Annotated in this window: 15 protein-coding genes; 10 read left to right on the plus strand and 5 right to left on the minus strand. The window is 64.8% G+C overall.

The genetic code is table 11. From position 1 onward, the window contains the following. Positions 1-16 precede the first annotated feature (16 nt). The 3 genes from K8O92_32515 (at position 17) to K8O92_32525 (ending at position 3,338) form a co-directional block, all read left to right on the plus strand. Positions 17-592, plus strand: a complete 576-nt coding sequence (locus K8O92_32515) for a DUF4365 domain-containing protein (protein ID UAK32352.1) — start codon at positions 17-19, stop codon at positions 590-592. Further along, on the plus strand, positions 589-1,770 hold the full coding sequence (locus K8O92_32520; protein ID UAK32353.1) for a hypothetical protein: 1,182 nt from the start codon (positions 589-591) through the stop codon (positions 1,768-1,770). Before K8O92_32515 ends, K8O92_32520 begins: the two co-directional genes overlap by 4 nt. A gap of 977 nt (positions 1,771-2,747) precedes the next feature. Further along, positions 2,748-3,338, plus strand: coding sequence for a transglycosylase SLT domain-containing protein (locus K8O92_32525; protein ID UAK32354.1), 591 nt, complete (start codon positions 2,748-2,750; stop codon positions 3,336-3,338). A 666-nt stretch (positions 3,339-4,004) separates the two neighbouring features. Here the strand turns inward: K8O92_32525 and K8O92_32530 are convergent. Continuing rightward, the gene (locus K8O92_32530) at positions 4,005-5,225 is read right to left on the minus strand and encodes a helix-turn-helix domain-containing protein (GenBank protein UAK32355.1); all 1,221 of its coding nucleotides are present in this window, start codon (positions 5,223-5,225) and stop codon (positions 4,005-4,007) included. Between the two features lie 275 nt (positions 5,226-5,500). On the opposite strand from K8O92_32530, the gene K8O92_32535 reads away from it, so the two are divergent. The 7 genes from K8O92_32535 (at position 5,501) to K8O92_32565 (ending at position 9,755) form a co-directional block, all read left to right on the plus strand. Next, positions 5,501-5,716 (plus strand): hypothetical protein, encoded by a 216-nt coding sequence (locus K8O92_32535; protein UAK32356.1) that lies wholly within the window; start codon positions 5,501-5,503, stop codon positions 5,714-5,716. Then, positions 5,713-5,922, plus strand: coding sequence for a hypothetical protein (locus K8O92_32540; GenBank protein ID UAK32357.1), 210 nt, complete (start codon positions 5,713-5,715; stop codon positions 5,920-5,922). The genes K8O92_32535 and K8O92_32540 overlap by 4 nt, the downstream gene beginning before the upstream one ends. Before the next feature lie 109 nt (positions 5,923-6,031). Continuing rightward, positions 6,032-6,541: a DNA-directed RNA polymerase subunit beta gene (locus K8O92_32545; GenBank protein ID UAK32358.1), complete on the plus strand. Its 510-nt coding sequence runs from the start codon at positions 6,032-6,034 to the stop codon at positions 6,539-6,541. A 149-nt stretch (positions 6,542-6,690) separates the two neighbouring features. Then, complete coding sequence (locus K8O92_32550; GenBank protein UAK32359.1) at positions 6,691-7,233, plus strand: DUF3558 domain-containing protein; 543 nt, start codon at positions 6,691-6,693, stop codon at positions 7,231-7,233. A gap of 15 nt (positions 7,234-7,248) precedes the next feature. After that, positions 7,249-7,623 carry a hypothetical protein gene (locus K8O92_32555; protein UAK32360.1) on the plus strand — a complete coding sequence of 125 codons (375 nt, stop codon included), beginning with the start codon at positions 7,249-7,251 and terminating at the stop codon, positions 7,621-7,623. A 13-nt stretch (positions 7,624-7,636) separates the two neighbouring features. Further along, entirely contained in the window at positions 7,637-8,923 is a 1,287-nt protein-coding gene (locus K8O92_32560; GenBank protein UAK32361.1) for a hypothetical protein, read from the plus strand. A 70-nt stretch (positions 8,924-8,993) separates the two neighbouring features. Further along, a complete protein-coding gene (locus K8O92_32565; GenBank protein UAK32362.1) occupies positions 8,994-9,755 on the plus strand; it encodes an ESX secretion-associated protein EspG in 762 nt (253 codons plus the stop codon). A 121-nt stretch (positions 9,756-9,876) separates the two neighbouring features. On the opposite strand, the gene K8O92_32570 is transcribed toward K8O92_32565, so the two are convergent. The 4 genes from K8O92_32570 to K8O92_32585 are packed head-to-tail and all read right to left on the minus strand — an operon-like array spanning position 9,877 to position 17,267. Next, positions 9,877-10,410 carry a hypothetical protein gene (locus K8O92_32570; GenBank protein ID UAK32363.1) on the minus strand — a complete coding sequence of 178 codons (534 nt, stop codon included), beginning with the start codon at positions 10,408-10,410 and terminating at the stop codon, positions 9,877-9,879. A gap of 10 nt (positions 10,411-10,420) precedes the next feature. Beyond that, positions 10,421-14,449, minus strand: coding sequence for a TIGR02680 family protein (locus K8O92_32575; GenBank protein ID UAK32364.1), 4,029 nt, complete (start codon positions 14,447-14,449; stop codon positions 10,421-10,423). Continuing rightward, complete coding sequence (locus tag K8O92_32580; protein ID UAK32365.1) at positions 14,446-15,702, minus strand: TIGR02678 family protein; 1,257 nt, start codon at positions 15,700-15,702, stop codon at positions 14,446-14,448. Before K8O92_32580 ends, K8O92_32575 begins: the two co-directional genes overlap by 4 nt. After that, complete coding sequence (locus tag K8O92_32585) at positions 15,702-17,267, minus strand: TIGR02677 family protein (GenBank protein UAK32366.1); 1,566 nt, start codon at positions 17,265-17,267, stop codon at positions 15,702-15,704. Before K8O92_32585 ends, K8O92_32580 begins: the two co-directional genes overlap by 1 nt. Positions 17,268-17,284: the final 17 nt, after the last annotated feature.

A 17,284-nucleotide genomic window follows, 5' to 3' on the forward strand; every position in this document is an offset into this window, starting at 1 on the left:
CGAGGTGGGGGTTTTCATGGCTGAGGATGGATCGCAGGCCGAGCTGGTGATCGATGGACCGGTCCGTCCGGCGTCCGCCCTACGTGGGTCCCCCTCCCGGAGAACAGACTTGATGGAGGCATTCCAGGAGGCTTACGTGCGCGCTGTCGCCGCCGCGGCGGGTTGTGTCGTCGTCGGACGTCCGGAGATAGACGAGGGCGTCGACATCGTTCTGAGCCATACCTCGAATCGGCATCGCGCGGGAAGAGCCCGGCTCGAGATCCAGATGAAGGCGACGGCGACGGCGCTGGCGGCCGACGGCGCGAGCATCAACGCCCGGATCACCCGAAACCGCTACGACTATTTCAGGACCGATGACCCAGCGGTGGCCAAAATCGTCGTGATCATGCACGTACCCAAGCTGCAAGACGATTGGGTGTACCTCTCCGACGACGCCCTCGTGGTCCGGCATTGCGCCTACTGGGTAAGTCTGCGTGGCTTTCCGGCGACCTCGTCCGCCGACATCACCGTGTCCGCGCCGTGCTCGAATACGTTCGACGATATCGCCCTCTGCGAGATAATGGAGAGAGTGGGCAAAGGAGATCGGCCATGAGTTCGGCGGCCGATCGAGCGGTGGATGACTACAACAAAGCCACCGTTGCCTATTTACTGCGCAGATTCGGGTGGCGTTTATCGTATTCGATCCCGCAATCATACGAAGTCTGGTCGAACGAGACGGTCCCCGAACAGGAAATACTGCTTCCGATCAATCCGGCCAAGGGGGACTACGCGCAACTACTCCGGCGAGCGTTCAAGATGCTCATCTATGAGCACGGCGCTGAGGTCGAGCACACGAGCCGGCTGCTGATGTTCCAGCAACGATCCGACCTGGAATCGACGAAGTGGACCAAGGAGACACCGGTCGACGCGGGGATGATCGCCTGGGAGGAGGGCGAGCGTCTGTTCGCGGCGGCAAGGCTGAGCCTGGTCGCCGCCGCGAAGGCCACCAAGGAATCGCGACGCTACTTCGGGAACACCGCCGCCTACGTCGCCCGCAGATTCCTCGAAAGCACCTTCATGGGGCAAACGGAAGTGGGCAGCTTCGTGGTCACCGCCTACACCCCGTCCGATCGGTACTTCTACTTCAGCAAAGCCATTGAGGACGGGGCCCCGGGAAAGCTTTTCGAGACCCGCAATAGATGCCGCACCGGGGCCGAGATACTCGACAAGTTCGATGAGATAACGGCCGCTACGCGCTCGGCCTTGGATGAGTACCAAAGCAGGCCTCGTGTCGAGATATTCGACGACCTGGTTCAGACCGGGATGTCCTATGAGATGTCCAGCGCCCTCTCCTCGCTGTGCATGAACGGAGACGGTGCGGTGACCATCATCCGAAAGCCCACCCACTCCGGACGCGAGGTGCGGTACGAATACTGCTTCGACGCAGTGGAGTCCCCCATCCTGCGCAAGGTCGCCGACCGGTTCGCCGAGACTCGCGAGCCGGAACAAGTGAACTTGACCGGCGAGGTCACCTTGCTCGCGCATGAGTCGGCCACGGAGAGACGCCTGATCCGGTTGCACGTCTACAACCGCCCCGATATCCGGATCGTCCGAGTCGAACTGTCGGAGGAACAGTATGAACTCGCCCTCGAGGCCCATCGCCAAGACAAACCACTCAAGTTGTCCGGCACCGTCCACAGAGTCGGCCGATACCAATGGCTGACCGATCCGGTCAACGTCGAATTGTTCCCCGAAGGCAGCAATGACGACCCCTTGTCGGGACAGCATTGATGACATTGCGGGCAGCCAACGGCTTCGGTGCCGGGCCACCGATCGTCGGGGAGTAGACGCAGCAACCATTCGCGGATCAGAGGTTCGATCGCCCGTCCACGCCAAGTCGTCCACGAGCGTTCTATCCGAGCCAGCGCGGGGTCGCCGCAACCGCGTTCGATGAGTGGAATGCTCACCCGCTTCTCCCCTTCGCTCCCACTTGATCGTGTCGCGACCGACTAGAAGAGAGCGCCGTATGACGGATCGGTTCCACCGAAGCACAGCCGACTCAGCGAATCTCGCGCATTTCAGCGTCGATTCAATCGGCCACGCCGGCCCACTTCGGCGACACAGCGGATGTCCGCCTTTTTCGGAGGCCGCCGAGGGCCCCGACATGATCCGATAAGGACGCCGACGATGCTCCTCGAGAAGCCAGCGGGTTATCGGGTCGGGGCGTGACGGCGGCCGGAGATCGGCGAGTCGCTGATTCGCCATTTGCAGCGGGACGGAATGACCGAGAGGGCGCTCTCTATCCGAATCCGGCATGTTTCAGTGATCAGATCGAGACATAGTTGATCTCGTTATGGCGAAATTTGGTATTTGTGATACAAATCACGTTTAGTCGTGAAATGCCTGGTAGTCGAGCCACTACCACCAACGTGTGGAGCGTTCCAAGATCAGGAAATCGAATCATTAACTAGTTGTTTGCCGTAAGTTCACCAGCCGTGATCAAGCTGAGATCAGGTCCGGAAGAGACCTGAGAAACCAGCTCCACAGCCTACGGCTTGTTTCTCCTTCGGGTACGGCAGCGGCACCGGCGGGCACAGCCCCGAGTAGTTCACCGCGTCGTGCGGCCAGGAATTCGAATCCTGGCTTTCACAACGAAATCCGAAAACAGCACACGAGCCGAGACGGCGAAACCCACATCTGGTGCCCGCCGTGGATCCGCGCTGCCTCCTCGAGCCGGATCGCCGCACGATCAAGGAACTGATTTCTCGATGACTGACGCACGCCGTTTTCCTTTCCGCCGCCTGTCGCTTCGTAAGGATGCCGTCCTCGCGGCCACCATCGGCGTGATCGCCGTGGGCTTCTCCACCGGGGTCGCGGTGGCCGACGACAGCGCTCCGGTGCCTGTCACGCCGGTCGCCGATGCCACGCCGATCGACACCCCGGCCTTCGCGCTGCCCGGACTGCCCGCACTGCCTGCGTTGCCTGCGTTGCCCGGGCTGCCGCCGCAAGGTTTCCTGCCCGCGCCGCCCCCCGTGTATGAGGACAACCTCGACGGCTGGATTCGCCAGTCCCTCGACGTCATGCGCGTACACGGCATCCCGGGGAGCTACGAGGGCATCCACCGCAACATCATGCGTGAATCGGGCGGTAATCCCAAGGCCATCAACCTGTCGGACTCCAACGCCGCCAAAGGCACCCCCTCCAAGGGTCTCCTCCAGGTGATCGATCCGACCTTCAACGCCTACCACGTCGACGGCACTCCCTTCGACATCTGGGACCCGGTCGCCAACATCACCGCCGCCTGCAACTACGCGGCCCATCGGTACGGCTCGATGGACAACGTCAACGGGGCCTACTGAGTCCCGGACTCGAATCCGAGCAAGCGCCTCCCGTCTTCTCGACGCGGAGGCGCTGCCGTTTCCCGGCGACTCGAGTACACCTCGATCGGCCACTGCCCTGCGACACCACCATCGGCCAGCAGCACGTTGATAATCGCGGTCCAGGACACCGACTCCGGGTCTCCATAGGGGCGTGAAATGCGTGCGGCGGTTGATCGACGCGGCGGCGGCGATCTCGCCGAACCCAGCACGGCGAACGAAAGCGAGCACATGGGGCTGCCTTCCGCAGGACACGGAAGGGAACGCAGGGCAAGAGCGGTCGCCCACTCTAGGGCCAGCAGGTCCGGACGGACGACGGCGCAGCTCGCCAAGACCCGCCTTCGATTCAGATTGGAATGCGGCGAGTCTTGATCGCGATTCCCCGAGCCGCCGATGCTGACGAACGCATACGGATCAGTTGGACGTCCGGGTATTGCCAAAGCTGCTCCCGAGCTCGACGTTCGGCGTTCGCATCGAGGTGACTGCCTGGCACATTCCGCTGTCTTCGGCGAAGCGCTTGTTGGTGCGGAGAAGAGTTTCGTGCTGTCGCCGCAGAGCCTCGACGGCGAAGCGAGCCACGCACCCGGTACAGCAGGAGCCGGGTGCTCTCCGATCCAGATGACGGAGCATCCTTCTACTCCGCGCAGGCTAGACCTGCGCGGCGCGTCTGCCCAGGAATTCCCGCACCTCTGGAACCGCGGCATGCGTGCGAACCAGGTTGGCGATGGCATCAATGCGCTGGTGCAGGCGCGTGGACGCGAGCCCGGCGATGGTGTCGTAGTTGTCGGCCAGCAGTGAGCATGCTTGTGCGACGTCACCAGCGTTCACGAAGTTACGTGCGAGACTGAGCTGCCACGCAGCCCGCTCTCTCGGCCAGGCCGACGAGCCATCGATGGCAGCTTGCATGTATGTGGTTGCTGCCTCGTGCTCCCCGACCCACATTTGGGCTTTGCCGGTGATGAAGTTCAGCTCAGCCTGGGGCAGGAACACCCAGGCCGGGTCATGCCCCCGAGTGGACTCATACGCGCGGAAGGATCGGCTTATCGCAGCCGTCATGGCGGTCTTGTCTCCACGTGCGCCGTGCGCTTCAGCTTCTCGAATCGCCATCAGTGCCCGCATTTTCGGCCCGCCCTCCCGAAGAGATACCTGGGACGCAGCTTGCGCATACTGCACCGCCAAGGGATTTCTCCGCATCTCCCCGGGCAAGCTGATCATTAGACAGCTGGCATTCCCCAGCGCATGCGCCGCAGCGATCCCGTCGCCCGCCGCATTCGCGGCGTTCGCCGCGTCCGCGTAATACCGCCGAGCATCATCGAGACGCCCGGCGTCGTAGTGCACCCACCCGGCGGCGGTCATCATCTCGGCGGCGGCGCTGGTGAGCGCCCGACCGACCGCCTCGGTGTAGCTGCCCTGGTCGAGAAGCTGCTCGACATAGCGGACTTGATTGGCCGACACCCGGCACAATCGGTCACCACCGACCACCAGATCCAGTTCGTGGATCTGGTTCACGCTGTCGACGATGGCTTCCACGTCGCTCGCGCCGACTTTCCCGCTGGACGCCGACGCGGCGTTCGCGGGGGCGGGAACCGACATCATGGCGGCCCCCGCGCTTACCGATGCCCCTGCTCTGAAGAAGTTGCGACGGTCCACATCTGCCTCCTGGTCCGACTCCACTACCAGTATGGCAAGCGGAACCTGAAGCGCACGGGCTACGAGCCGAAGAACGCGAACATCATGGGAGGCGGGGCCGCCGCGTTCGAGGTGCGAGACGGCAGGCTGAGAGAAATTGATCAGTGCGCCCAGCTCGGTCTGGGTCATGCCGACCGATTTACGGATTCGCCGGATCACTTCACCGGTCGTCATATACATGGCCCAGCACCCCCCGATTGTCAATTGTCATTCCCCTGAGCATTCACCCCAGAAACGGGTGCCTGCGCAGAATATACGGCTCCTCGCATAGTCGGAACGGAAACCGAAATCCGCGCTCCCACTTGGCCGAATGCCGCGCTTACGTTCGCCGCAGGTGCCCGGTACCGGGCCGACGCCGGACTGTCCGCGGCGCACCGGTCGGCCAGAGTGGCGGACCGGTGGCGAGAGCCCCCGGTACCGGGCGCCGGCCGATCCTCGAAGCAGAGAGGTTTCCCGTGTCCCCACATTCCCTCGCCATGTACCAACTCATCGCCCTGTGTGACGCAGCCGCCCACCGAGCACCGATGTTGCCGTTCAGCATCGCCCAAGCCCATGACGTGATGCAGATCCACGTGGCCTGCCGCGCGAAACATTGCGCACGCAAGGCGGCGGCACGACAGGTGCTGATCGACAGCGGACGAATGGTGCCGGACCCGAGCAGGCCGCAGTGAAGGAAGCCGCTCCCGGATCGCCGCACCGACGCCGCCACATCCAGATCGAAACCGGTCAGCTGCGCTTGGACTACCAGGCGAGCGCCGAACAGGCCGAAAGCGTCGCACGCGCACTGGCACAACGGTTCCCGGACATCACCGTGACCGTCGACGACAACCTGGACGACGACCTCCCGCACCTCCCCTGCGCGCGGCTGTGGGACTGAACGCTTCCCCGCCATTCATCTTCCGAATCCGAACGGAGAGTTCATCGGTGCAATCCGCCTACCCCCGAACAGAGCCGAGTCGTTCCCGACCAGTTCTGACGGAGCGGCCATGAATACAGATCCCGCCGCCGACCCGACACTCACCCGCTGCCAGCGCTACCGGCACGTCTACGGGCTCCCGTGTTACGTCCACGAGGAAACCCGACGAATCACTCTGCGCGCAGGAGATGTAGGCGCGGTGACGGTACCCGAACAACTCGGCAGAATGGTCCACAGCGACCTCGCCAGGCAATACTTGCTCGGCCCAGTCATCGCACACGGCTCCGGCCGCTGGACGATCCTCGTCCGTCCCGACGAGACCCACCAGCTCGCCGACGACAGCGACATCTTCATCGCGCTACTGCGCGCCCGCGCGACGGTCGTCCCCGACGGCGGCGAGATATTGCTGCCCTCCCCCACTGACGAACGGACCGGATACCGCTGGTGGGTCGTCGCACCACGCGATGCGTTCCGGCCACACATCAGCACCGTCGTGCAGTCGATCATCATCTGCGCGGACCGAGCACCGCACCATCACCCGGGTTTTCAGGGACCTGACCGGCCCCGACACCACTCGTAGCAGCGATCACCGAGCTGCGCTCCCGGTCGATGGCTGATGCAAGGGTCCGAGGTTCCTGATCCGCACAACCGAATCCGATGGAACCGGAGGCCCCCTGAGTGCGTCATAGACTTCAGGGACGACTTTGACGGCCCGGCTCGGGAGGCTTCGTGGGACGACGGACGACGGCGACAGTTGCGGCGCTCGCTGGGGTGGTGCTGGTCGCTTCAGGGTGCGAATCGGGCACGAACGGGACTGCCACGCCCAGCACGACCGTCGACACGTCGGCGGCCACGGCCGCGCTGTGGGATCCGTGCACGCAGGTGCCGAACAGCACGTTGCAGCAAATCGGCGTCCGACCGGACACCAAAAGGTCGGGGGTTGCGGGCGTCGAGGAGCCCGGATGGAAGGTGTGTTCGTGGAACAACGATGATTTCAACCTCGGAGTGTCCACGACGATTCACACAGTCGATGTTTTCAGGGCTAAGCCGGACAACATCGACTTCTCTGACATCTCGATCGCCGGGCGCGATGGTGTCCAGCATCGCAGAACATCCGACCGGTTCAACGAGCTTTGCGATCTCATCTTTCCTGCAAACTCTGGATCGTACGGAGTGACGATTTCCAATCGCGCGTCAGCAAAGAATCCTGCGGAGCCGTGTTCGCGTGCGCGGGCTGCGGCGGTAATTCTTGTACCGACGTTTCCACGCTGAGCAGAGGGGCAGCAAGTGGCATTGGGCGAAGACTTAACACGGTGGCGGTATCTCGCTGGCGAGGCCGAGGCAGGTCGGCTGTATCTCGATCAGTCAGTCGCACAGGCATGCCGTGACGCGTGCAACCGTCAGATCGACCTCTACAACCAGCTTCGCGACGACCTGCAGTGGGTGAGCAAGGTAACCGGCCTCGGCCGCTTCGACTGCTCCGACGAACTGGCGAACATGCTGGGTGCCAAGGCAATCGGCGGCGACGGCGATGTGGACTCCGCCCTCAAAGAGCACATCGAGGTACTGACCCTGATGCGTGATACGATCCAGATTTCCGTGGACCGCATCGGCGCACAGGACGACTCCAATGCGCAAGACACGAGCAATTTGCTGAATTGACCGGGGGATAGTCATGGGTCTGCCGTTCTTGGTAGCGATTGGTGCCGCGCTGTTCGAGCAGTCGAAATCGGGCCCGCCGGACAGTGGTTCGCGCGACGAGAGCGCCGACGCGGCCATCGCACGCAACCGCATCGCCGAAATCATGCGCGCCGGCACCGATGTTCAGACCCAGTCGCCGAAAGTTCCGGAGAGCGCGTACAAGAACCCGGACGGCATCGATGATCTGTATCAACGTGTGCAAGCGATGTCGATCACCGATGTCGTCGCGCTGCACCAGCGTTGGGAGTCCATTCGCAATCGGCTCGAGCAGGGTTTGCAGGGTTTCGGCCCGGAGATCGGCAAGGCCATGGAAGGTAAATGGGAGGGAGCGGCGGCGAAGGCGGCGAGCGACGGGATCAAGGACTACGTCGACAAATCCAGCGGACTGATCAGTTCGGTGCAGATCGTCGCCGAGAAGGTGAAGATCATCCGATCGGGCATCGAGGTCACCCGGCCTGCCGTGCAGGAAACGCCGACTCATACGTGGACCAGCAACGTCGCGAGCTGGGTGCCGGGCCCCACCTGGAAGTTGAACCAGCATCGCGACGACTCCGCACACGATGCGTCGGTGAACGTCGTCAAGAACGTCTTCTACCCTGCCGTCCGGGAGGCCGACACCGGCGTTCCTTTGGTACCTAAGCCGTACAACCCGGTGCACAATTCGGGCGATCAGTCGTCCGCGCCGAACAACGGCTGGCAGCCATCGTCGTCCGGTGCCGACACCGGCGATAAGGCCACCACGGTTGACCCGGCACAGCTGCCGGGTACTGAGAACACACCGGAGAGCACCGTTCCGTCCGGCACAAATCCGGTTGCCGAGCAAGAAAGCACGCCCGAGCAGACCACGACCACGCCCGCAGGCACGAACCCGTCGACCCAACCGGGGAGCACCAATCCCAGCACCGATCCATCGCTGACCCGCCCCGGAACACCGAGTCCCGGATCTCCCAGCACGCCGAGCCCGGGCACACCCAGCCCGGGCGTGCCCGGCCTCGGTACGCCCGCGCCGGGTCGCAGCATCAACGGTGTGCCCGCCGTTCCAGGCAGCGTTCCCGCCGCCGCGTCCGCGCGTCCCGGGACCGGTCGGCCAGGAACGAGCGGCATGCCGGGCATGATGGCGCCGGGCGCTCGCGGCAAGGGCGACGACGACAAGGAACATCAGACGAAGGACTATCTGGTCAACCAGCGCAACGGCGAGGAACTCACCGGCCTCGGTGCGGAGAACAGGGTGAAGTCGGTGCCCCCGGTGATCGGCGAATGAGCGAGCCGAGAATCGACACCACGCCGAAACGCACGACACGGCCGTGTTGCACGACGAAGGCGTCGGCTTCATGAGCCGACGGGACTGGTCGTTCACCGCGCTCGGCTTCACGGTGCTGTGGCGGGCCGTCGAGCGCGACGTACTGCCATACCCGTTGCAGTACCGATCCACCGCCGAAACCGTCGCCGATTACGAGGCGGAGTGGAAATCCGAAGCCGCCGGGCTGCACCGTCGCCTCGACGAGTCCCTGTACAGCGCACTGCGTGTGCTGGCCGAACCCGAGGCGCGCATCGAGATGGCGGGCTTCAGCGGAAAGGACAAACTGCGCGTGCACGCGGCTGTGCACTATCGGCATGCTGTACTGCTGGTACAGGAACCCACCTCGTCTCCGGATTGCGGTGGGGCCGTGCACATGTCACTGATCGATGGGCAGGGCGTGAGCCGTCGGGTCATCGACCACCTGCCCGACGCCGCACCCGGCAGCGGACCCGGCATCGATATCTCGCGGCACGAACTCGACACCGAGGACGAGGAACCGTACCGCGTGGGCGCGCCCGCCCCGCCCCGCATCCGAGCCGAGCAGTTCTTCGAACGCCCCCGCACCACGATCGCCCACGTCGCGGTGTACGCGGGCCCGGCCTGGGACAACCGCCCGGCACCCGCCCGCGGCTTCCACGTGATGGACTATCCCGACGGCCGCTATCTCGTCCGCAGCGGACCCACCATCAAGGCAGTCCCCGCTGACACCACGGAAGTACGAACCCAACTCGACCGGGCCATACACGCAACAGTCGCGGCCTTCCGCGAGGAAAACGATCCCAGCTACACCTGACGCGTCGGAATCATGCCCGCGCAACCGGGATCGCCCGGGCCAAGAAGTCAGCCGGCACCAGCGCCGGAACTGCACCGGAGTCAGACCAGTGGACCTACTCCTGTCGCCGTGGTTTACCGGGTCAGCGTACTTCGAATTCGTCCTTGTACAGCCGGTTCGGCGGCGGTGCGGCACGCTCACCGACCTCGACGAGGTGATCACACGCGCGCAATACTTGCGGGCGGTAGCTCCCCTCGAAGGTCACCATCACCGATCCCCCGACGCCGTTGCGGCCGCGCGTCTGATTCGCCTCCCGGCCGACGTTGAAAACGCTCGCGAGATCGCGGCCGTCGTTGCCGACCGCAATGCTGCCGTCGTGGAAGAACTGGACGAACGTCCCGTTATCCGCGCCAACCGTCGCGGCGACAGTTCGACCGCCTTCCGGATCGAGCGAGATCTCGACGTCACACCGTTGCTGCCCTGCGGTCGGGCCAGGTATCGACAGAGCGCGGCCGATACCGAGGAAAACGGTTTCGCCGAGCGCGTTGTGGCGTTCACGCCCCTCGATAGTCCACAGATGCGTGGTCGACCAGACCTTCACCCGGCCGTCATCGAAGATCGACACTCGATCGCCCGCGTCGTTCCCGACCAAGTACTTGGCATTATTCGCTGTCACAGTGTTCCTCTCACGCGGGCAGCAGGTCCCGTCCGTCCCAGGTGAACCGCGCCGTCGTCACCGCGTCATCGCCGTCGCCGCCCACGATCTGATGAATTCCGATCCCACTCAGCTCCGCATACGTGCACCACTCATGATCCGAGGTCAGCATCAGGTCCAAATCCAATGCCGACAGCAGGGCGAAGATCTGCCCCCGGTTCACGGTGTCGACGCCGACGAACACCTCATCCAGCAGAATGATCCGCGGGGCCTGTGGCGCTGCGTGGTAGTGGGCCGCAACCGCGGCGAACAATGGCAGGTGCAGCGCGATGGCCTTTTCGCCGCCGGACAGCGCGCCGTGCAGTTTCTTGGTCAGCTCCTGGAAGCCATCGCCGTTGCCTCGATCGATCTTGACCACGAACCGGTGCCACGCCGTGTAGTCGAAGACCTGCGCGAGCTGCTGCTCCCAGCTGGTGGCTGTGTCGTCGGCCTTGGCCTCTTCGATGCGATCACGCAAGAAGCGATGCAAGGATTCACGGTCGGCATCGCTGAGCCGGACGGGATCTTTGAGTAGCAGGTCGCGAGCGGCCTTGGTACCGGTCGGAAGGTCTTTACCTACCTGCCAAACCAATTGAACCGCGAGGTTGGAGGCAGTACGCACGCGCTGAAGTCGCGCATTCATGTTGTCGACGAGATCGTTGGCCTGACGAATGCGGGCGGCGAGGTGACGGCGGGTATCGCCGGTCAACGTCTGGTCGAACAGCCGCCTTTCCTGTTCGGTGATCTCGTTCTTGCTCTGTTCGGCTTCCGTGCCGAGTATCCGCAGCAATTCCGCGCAGCCGACCCGGACGCCGTCGACCACAGCGGTGAATACTTGCACGTCGTCGTCGGTTTCCAGATCGAGGTCGGCGCGGGAGCTGAGCGCGGCGCGGCATTCGTGCACAGCTTCGTTGAGTCGGCGCACCGCGTCGTTCAGGTTGCTCGTGGCGTACGGGATGGTCGGCCAGGCCGCGGCGACGAACCGTGCCGCGTCGAGTGCGGCGCGAACGCCATCCGAAGCTGCCAACGTCTCGCGGAACGTCGACAGGTCGGGCAGGGAGCTGTCCGCTGGGAAGGTTCCGGCCGACAGCTGCCGGAAGCGCAGCGCGACACGATCTCGGGTCACGGTGGCAGCGTCCCGGGCAGCGGCATCCGAAGCGAGCTGGGCCGCGAGACCACCGACCTTCGTGGCGAGTTCGGTGAGTGTGATGCCGTCGCGTTCGAGGTCACCCCCGCGCTCCTCCTTGCGGATCCGCAGAGCTTCGATTTCGGCCAGGACTTCCCGGTAGTCGCGGCCGACTGACTCCTCGATGGCATCGAGTTCGGTCGCCAGCCGCTGATGCTCGGCGATCGCCTCGGCGGCGTCGTCGGCTCGTTCCGCGGCATCGGCGGCGGACCCCTCGGCGCGGTCGGCGCGGTCAGCGGTGGCGGCCCGTGCCTGCCGCAAGTCGCGGCAAGCGTCGAGCCACACGTCGGCTTGACCCGCGAAATCATCGATTGCCCTATTCAGAGCCGCGAGGCCGGTCCGGTCGGTCGGAAGCCCGGTTTCAGCGGCGAGCGCGGACAACGCGTACAGAGAGCTCTTCACCGCGGCTTCCTTGGTGGAGACGTTCTCGAGCGCTTTGCGTACTTGGCGATCGGCCGCGTCCAGGTTCGATTCCATTCTGGTGAGGTGATCTTCGGCAGCTGAGAGCGCGCTACGGTCCGGTCGATCGTCGTATTCGGACTCGATGAGGTCGCGGTGGGCGATCAGTTGCCGCAGTCGCGTGCCGAGCTCGTCGAGCCCCCGGTCATACTTCGCGATCTCGGCATCGAGTTCGCGGACACGACGCTGCCTGGCGCGTTCGCGGGTGGAGGCGCCGATGTAGGCGGGCTGCTCTTTGCGCCAGCTTCCGGTGAGGTTGCCGACACGCCAGCCCCCGTCGGCGCCGACAGCGGCCACCGATCCGGTGGGCAGCCGGTCACCGAAGGCGATCGTGCCCAGCAGCCGACGCACCACGTCCGGCGATACCTCGGCGTCTGGAACGACAGTGAGAATGTCCGCCAGAGAGCGGCCCGCCACCGTCTCCAAGGCCGTGTGGTCGGCGAACACATCGTGGCCGTCGACCTCGCCGTGTTGCCCGATCCAGGCATCCAGCAGTCCAGCGGATTCGAGGGCGGCCTCCGTCGCCGCCGCGACGGCGCCGGGCACCCCTTCGGCGAAATCGACCAGACGCCATAGCGGCGCTCCGGACATTCGGCTTCGATCGGCAGTCCGCCAAGCCGGCCGGATCGGCGGTATGTCATGGTGGTCGTCGAGCCGATCCCGTTCGGCGACCAGCTCGCCGCGCTCGGTCTCGGCGGCGGTGACTGCCCGTCGGCAATCGTTCTCTCGACAGGCCACATCCTCCAGGGCCGCGGTGACCGCCTTGTTCACCGTATCCATCAGCGCTGATTGGCTCTCGGCGAGATCGGCGATGGCATCGGGCGCCTCGAAGATCAGGGCGCGACATCCGGTGGCCCACTCGTGCAGCCGCTCGCGCAGCGCATCGAGTGTGCGCGCGCGTTCCTCGACGGCCTGCACGTGAGCGTCCTCGGCCTGCGTGAACTCGGCTCTGGACAGCTCCAGTGCGGACTCGGCGTCGGTGCGCGCGTCAACCGTACGTTGGTGCTTGTTGAGCGCATCGGTCATATCGCTCGAGCGGTCCCTTTTGGCGCGTACCGCACCGCGCAGGAGGGTCCGTGATCGGTTCGACTCCGGGGCGTCGGCCAGTTCGTCGTACACGCTCGTGAGTCCAGCACGGTGCGCGGCCTGCCGGGCTTCGATACCGCTGACGTCGGCGATCCGTTCCAGTCCCGCTTCGGCTCGGACAGCGGCGTCATGAAGTTGCGCGGCGCTCGCTGCGGCTCGCTGCAAACGCTGCGCGTCAACGTCGAGCCGGTCGGCACGCGACTTGGCGCTTCGAACCTGTTTGCGCAGGTCGTCGAGTTTCAAACCCTGCTTGTAGGCGTCTGTCTTCGTCAGCCCTTCGAGCCTCGATTCGGCATGCGCGAGTTCGGCTTTCGTTGCATCGATCCGTTGCTCGACCTCCCGCTTGCGCTGTTGCGTGCGTTCATGCTCATCGGCGGATTTCTTCGCTTCACTGGAGAGTTTCTCCAGCTCCGTGGTGGCCGAGATGAGCGCGGCGGCGCCCGCACGCAGCACACGCTGGGCGTAGGTGCGCTGATGACGCGCCAGCTTGCCGGTGGCCTGGACCTCGGCATCCAAACGGGCCAGGCGCTCGCGCTGGGCGTCCAGCCGCTCGAAACCCTCCGCGAGATCCGCGATCTCCTCGTGGCTCAGCGGCGGCAGGGCACGCGACAGCAGCGTGGACAGCAAGGCCGGATCGAGTCGCTGTGACAATTTCGGCGTCCGCAATTGCAGCAATGCGGTGATCAAGGCGTCGTAGCGTTGCTCGTTCAATGTCGGGAACAGCGCTGCGCGCACCGCCGCGCGATAGTCGGCGGCGCTGTCGTACACCGTGCCGGAACTGCCGAGCCGCTCGGCAAGCGTCGCGCGGGTCAGCGGGCGGCCGACATCGGTCAGGACCAGCCTGTCCTCGCAGCCTGCCGCACCGACCCGCGACACCGTGGTGAAGTAGTCGGCGTGCACCGCGTTGGTGCGACTCGTGGCCTGGAGGCGAGCACCGCAGGTGAACCAGCGGCTGGTCTCTCCCTGGAGCCGGAATTCCAGCCAGACGTAACCCACCCGGGTCGCGCCGGAGGCTCCTTCCCCCATCAGGTTCCAGTGCATGGTCCGCTCGCTGGTGCCGAAGGTCGACAACCGGTTGGCCCGCAAACTCGCGTCGAACAGGAACGGCAGCAACAACTCCAATGCCTTGGACTTGCCGCTACCGTTCGGACCACGCAGCAGCAAGCGGCCGTCATGGAATTCGAATACCTCGTCGTAGTAGCGCCAGACGTTGAGAATTCCCGCACGAGTCGGCATCCACCGGTCGCCTTCACGCGTCTGCGGTCGTTGCGGAAACTCGGTCACGGTCATGACGGTTCCTTCGCGGTATCGGCTGTGCGAATCTCGTTGACGCGATAGCGGAAGGCGGCCGGCAGCGGAGTCACCAAACCCGATGCCGACGTGCGGACGAGCCCGAACTCCTTCAGCACCGCGAGCGCGTCGGAAACTATCTCTCGAACGCCACCTTCACCTTGATATTTTCGGGCCCAGCGCGGAAAGCGTTCCAGCATTCCGGCAGTGCTGCGCTGCAACTGCTCGACGGTGGTCGGACCCGGCATGGCATCCAGGAGCAGCAGGGCGGCTACCTTCGCCGTGCTCGCGTCATCGGGGAACTTGTTGTCGGTCGCGATGCCGTCCGGATCGATCAGAAGTAGACCTTCGGCCCGTTCCTCCAGGATGAAACCGCCCTGTTCGGCGGCGCGACGCAGCAGCTGCCTGCCGGTGGGAGACTCGAGGTAGGCGCGCTCGTCCGCACTGAGTTCGTCGAGGTAGACCACGGGGTCGTCGACAAGCCGGCGAAATACGCTGTGCCGCAACCATAGATTTCGCTGAGCGTCGGAAACGCCGGTGCGGTCCGCATGCCTGCCCGCCGGTGCGCCCGCCAGTCCATAGCGACGCTCCCTGGTGAGTTCCGCCAGGACATCGGCGAGTCGCAGCGGCACCTCTTCCACGGGCATTCCCAGCTGCGATGGCCCCGAGGGGGTCGCCAGTAGTCGCAACAACAGCGTGGTGTCGACTCGGAACAGCACCTTCGCCGCGTCCGAATCCACAAACGAGTCGGCCACCCCATCGACCGCTTCGAGTACGCCGAACGATTCCAGGAGCCGCAGCGCGTCCACGAATGCCATCCGTTCACCGCGGCTGGCCGAATCGAAGGTCTCCACCACCGGTTCTTCTGCGGTGGCGGCCCGCACCCGTCCCGCGAGCAGGCCGATGGTCGTCACGGGAGCAGCGAAAAGTTCCGCCGCCACCACGCACAGCAGCACATACCGCCTGCGATCGAACGCCGATCTACCGGAACGCAGCCGGCGCGCAGGCCGGGTCGGGTCGGTGGCCGGCCGCACCTTGACCAGACGGGCATAGCCGAGCCGAGGCTCGACGATCAGCGTCCACCCGCAGTAATAGTCGAACCACTTCGCGATCGGATCGCGCCGCCTTCTGATCACGTCGAACACGTCCGGCGCGGCGCGTTCGGTGATCAGCGGATCAGCAAGTAGATGCCGCACGCCCCGGGCGATCTGCTCCCGTTCGGCGATCACCAATTGATTCGCTAGTTCGCTCACTACGGACTCCCGGAAGCTGCCTGAGTTTCGACCATGCGAATGCTGCTGGGGCGGCGCCTCTCAGGTCCGGGTGCGGTGATTTCCACAATGTAGTCGGGTCCGCGAAACACTCCGCGCCGTGTCTTCAGCTCGGCAGTTCCGCCGTCAGGCGAAGGCCGTAAGACGATTTCGACTCGTCCGTCCGCGGTGCTACCCCGGCGGGTGCCATTCGGCTCCTGCGCGCCGCCGAGCGCGCGGCCGAGCAATTCGAGCAGTCGTTCGAACACCTCGTGATCCAGTTCGCCGAAGGCTGAAAGCCGGATGCTGCCTCCGGTGTCGAGCATGTCCCACGCGGCCTGGAGTTCCGCCCGTTCCAGTGCGGCACGTGCCGCGCGGGCCTCCTTGATCGCCGCGACATCGGGAATCGCACCGGTTCGGCCGAATCGCTCGGTGCGACCAGACGATCGTAGAAGCGGCGAGACCTCGACTGCGGGCGCCTCCTGCCAGGACGCCGTATGGCTCACCAACTCCGGGTCGGAGTGGGCCAGGTGTGGATGCCGCGCGGAGTTGAGCCCGAAGGCGGTGGACCACAACCGGTGCAGATCGTCCTGCTCCGGCAGGACCGAGAACCACCGTGCCAACTCCCGGAAATCCGCCACGGCGCTGCTCGAGCGCCTGCGTGACTCGGTGATCCGATCGAGCACCTGGAGCAATGTGACGATGGCCCGCCGACCGACCTGGCGCAGTTGGTCGATGCGCGGCTGCGTGCCGTCCGCAGGCAGGAACCACGCGCGCAGGCCATCCCAGCGGGCTCTGCGGTGTTCCAGCCACGCCACCCCGGGATCGATGCCACTCAGTTGCGGCAGTTCGGCTCCGCGTAGGGCACGTTGATGCATGCGCGTGACACCGAAGTCCTCGATCGCCTGGATGCGGGAGCCGATCACATGAGCGCGGTACTCGAGATCGGTGAGGAAGTCGTGGAGGTAGGCCACCGTCGCGGCTTTGACCTCGTAAAATACTGTGAGGTCCACGCCATCGGCGCGCAGCAGACGCTGCAATTCGCCGTTGAACTGCTTGGTGTTGCCCCGTAGCGCCTCGAGATGGGACTCGAGCTCGCTCAACGCCGTGAACACTCGGCGATCCGTTCCCGACTCCAGTTCGTGCACCAGGTCGGCGAGCCGGTCGGAGATCGCGTCGAGCACCGCGGTTTGCAGAGCACCGGTCGACGCCAGAACCGTCATCGCGTGCAGGACGCCGGCGAAGGCGGCCTCACCCTGCCGGGTGAGCGAGTACTGCAGATTGCGACGTTCGTATTCCGTCGCGGTGCGGTAGTTCTCGGAGTGGTTCTGGATGACGTCGACCAGATTCCAGGTGTGCAGTTGGTCCAGCGCCGCGGTCAAATCGTCGTCCTCGATAGCTTCCAACCATCCGACCGACCGCAACCGGGCCCGAAGTTCGTCGATGCCGAGCGCTGTTTCCAGGCGTTCGTTCGCCTCACCGAACGCGTGCAGCACCGAAACATAGAGACCGGCGCGTTCACCGCTGGTGAAACGGAACATCTCGGGCGGAACACGAATCGGATCCATCAGTGGCTCCCCCTGGC

This window comes from Nocardia asteroides (assembly GCA_019930625.1).
GTDB classification, from domain to species: domain Bacteria; phylum Actinomycetota; class Actinomycetes; order Mycobacteriales; family Mycobacteriaceae; genus Nocardia; species Nocardia sputi.

Bases quoted from the DNA above. Each gene is read 5' to 3' on its own strand.
- K8O92_32565 (UAK32362.1), top strand. From the start codon at position 8,994: ATGAGCCGACGGGACTGGTCGTTCACCGCGCTCGGCTTCACGGTGCTG.
- K8O92_32530 (UAK32355.1), bottom strand. From the start codon at position 5,225: ATGTATATGACGACCGGTGAAGTGATCCGGCGAATCCGTAAATCGGTC.
- K8O92_32560 (UAK32361.1), top strand. From the start codon at position 7,637: ATGGGTCTGCCGTTCTTGGTAGCGATTGGTGCCGCGCTGTTCGAGCAG.
- K8O92_32575 (UAK32364.1), bottom strand. From the start codon at position 14,449: ATGACCGTGACCGAGTTTCCGCAACGACCGCAGACGCGTGAAGGCGAC.
- K8O92_32515 (UAK32352.1), top strand. From the start codon at position 17: ATGGCTGAGGATGGATCGCAGGCCGAGCTGGTGATCGATGGACCGGTC.
- K8O92_32545 (UAK32358.1), top strand. From the start codon at position 6,032: ATGAATACAGATCCCGCCGCCGACCCGACACTCACCCGCTGCCAGCGC.
- K8O92_32525 (UAK32354.1), top strand. From the start codon at position 2,748: ATGACTGACGCACGCCGTTTTCCTTTCCGCCGCCTGTCGCTTCGTAAG.
- K8O92_32520 (UAK32353.1), top strand. From the start codon at position 589: ATGAGTTCGGCGGCCGATCGAGCGGTGGATGACTACAACAAAGCCACC.
- K8O92_32585 (UAK32366.1), bottom strand. From the start codon at position 17,267: ATGGATCCGATTCGTGTTCCGCCCGAGATGTTCCGTTTCACCAGCGGT.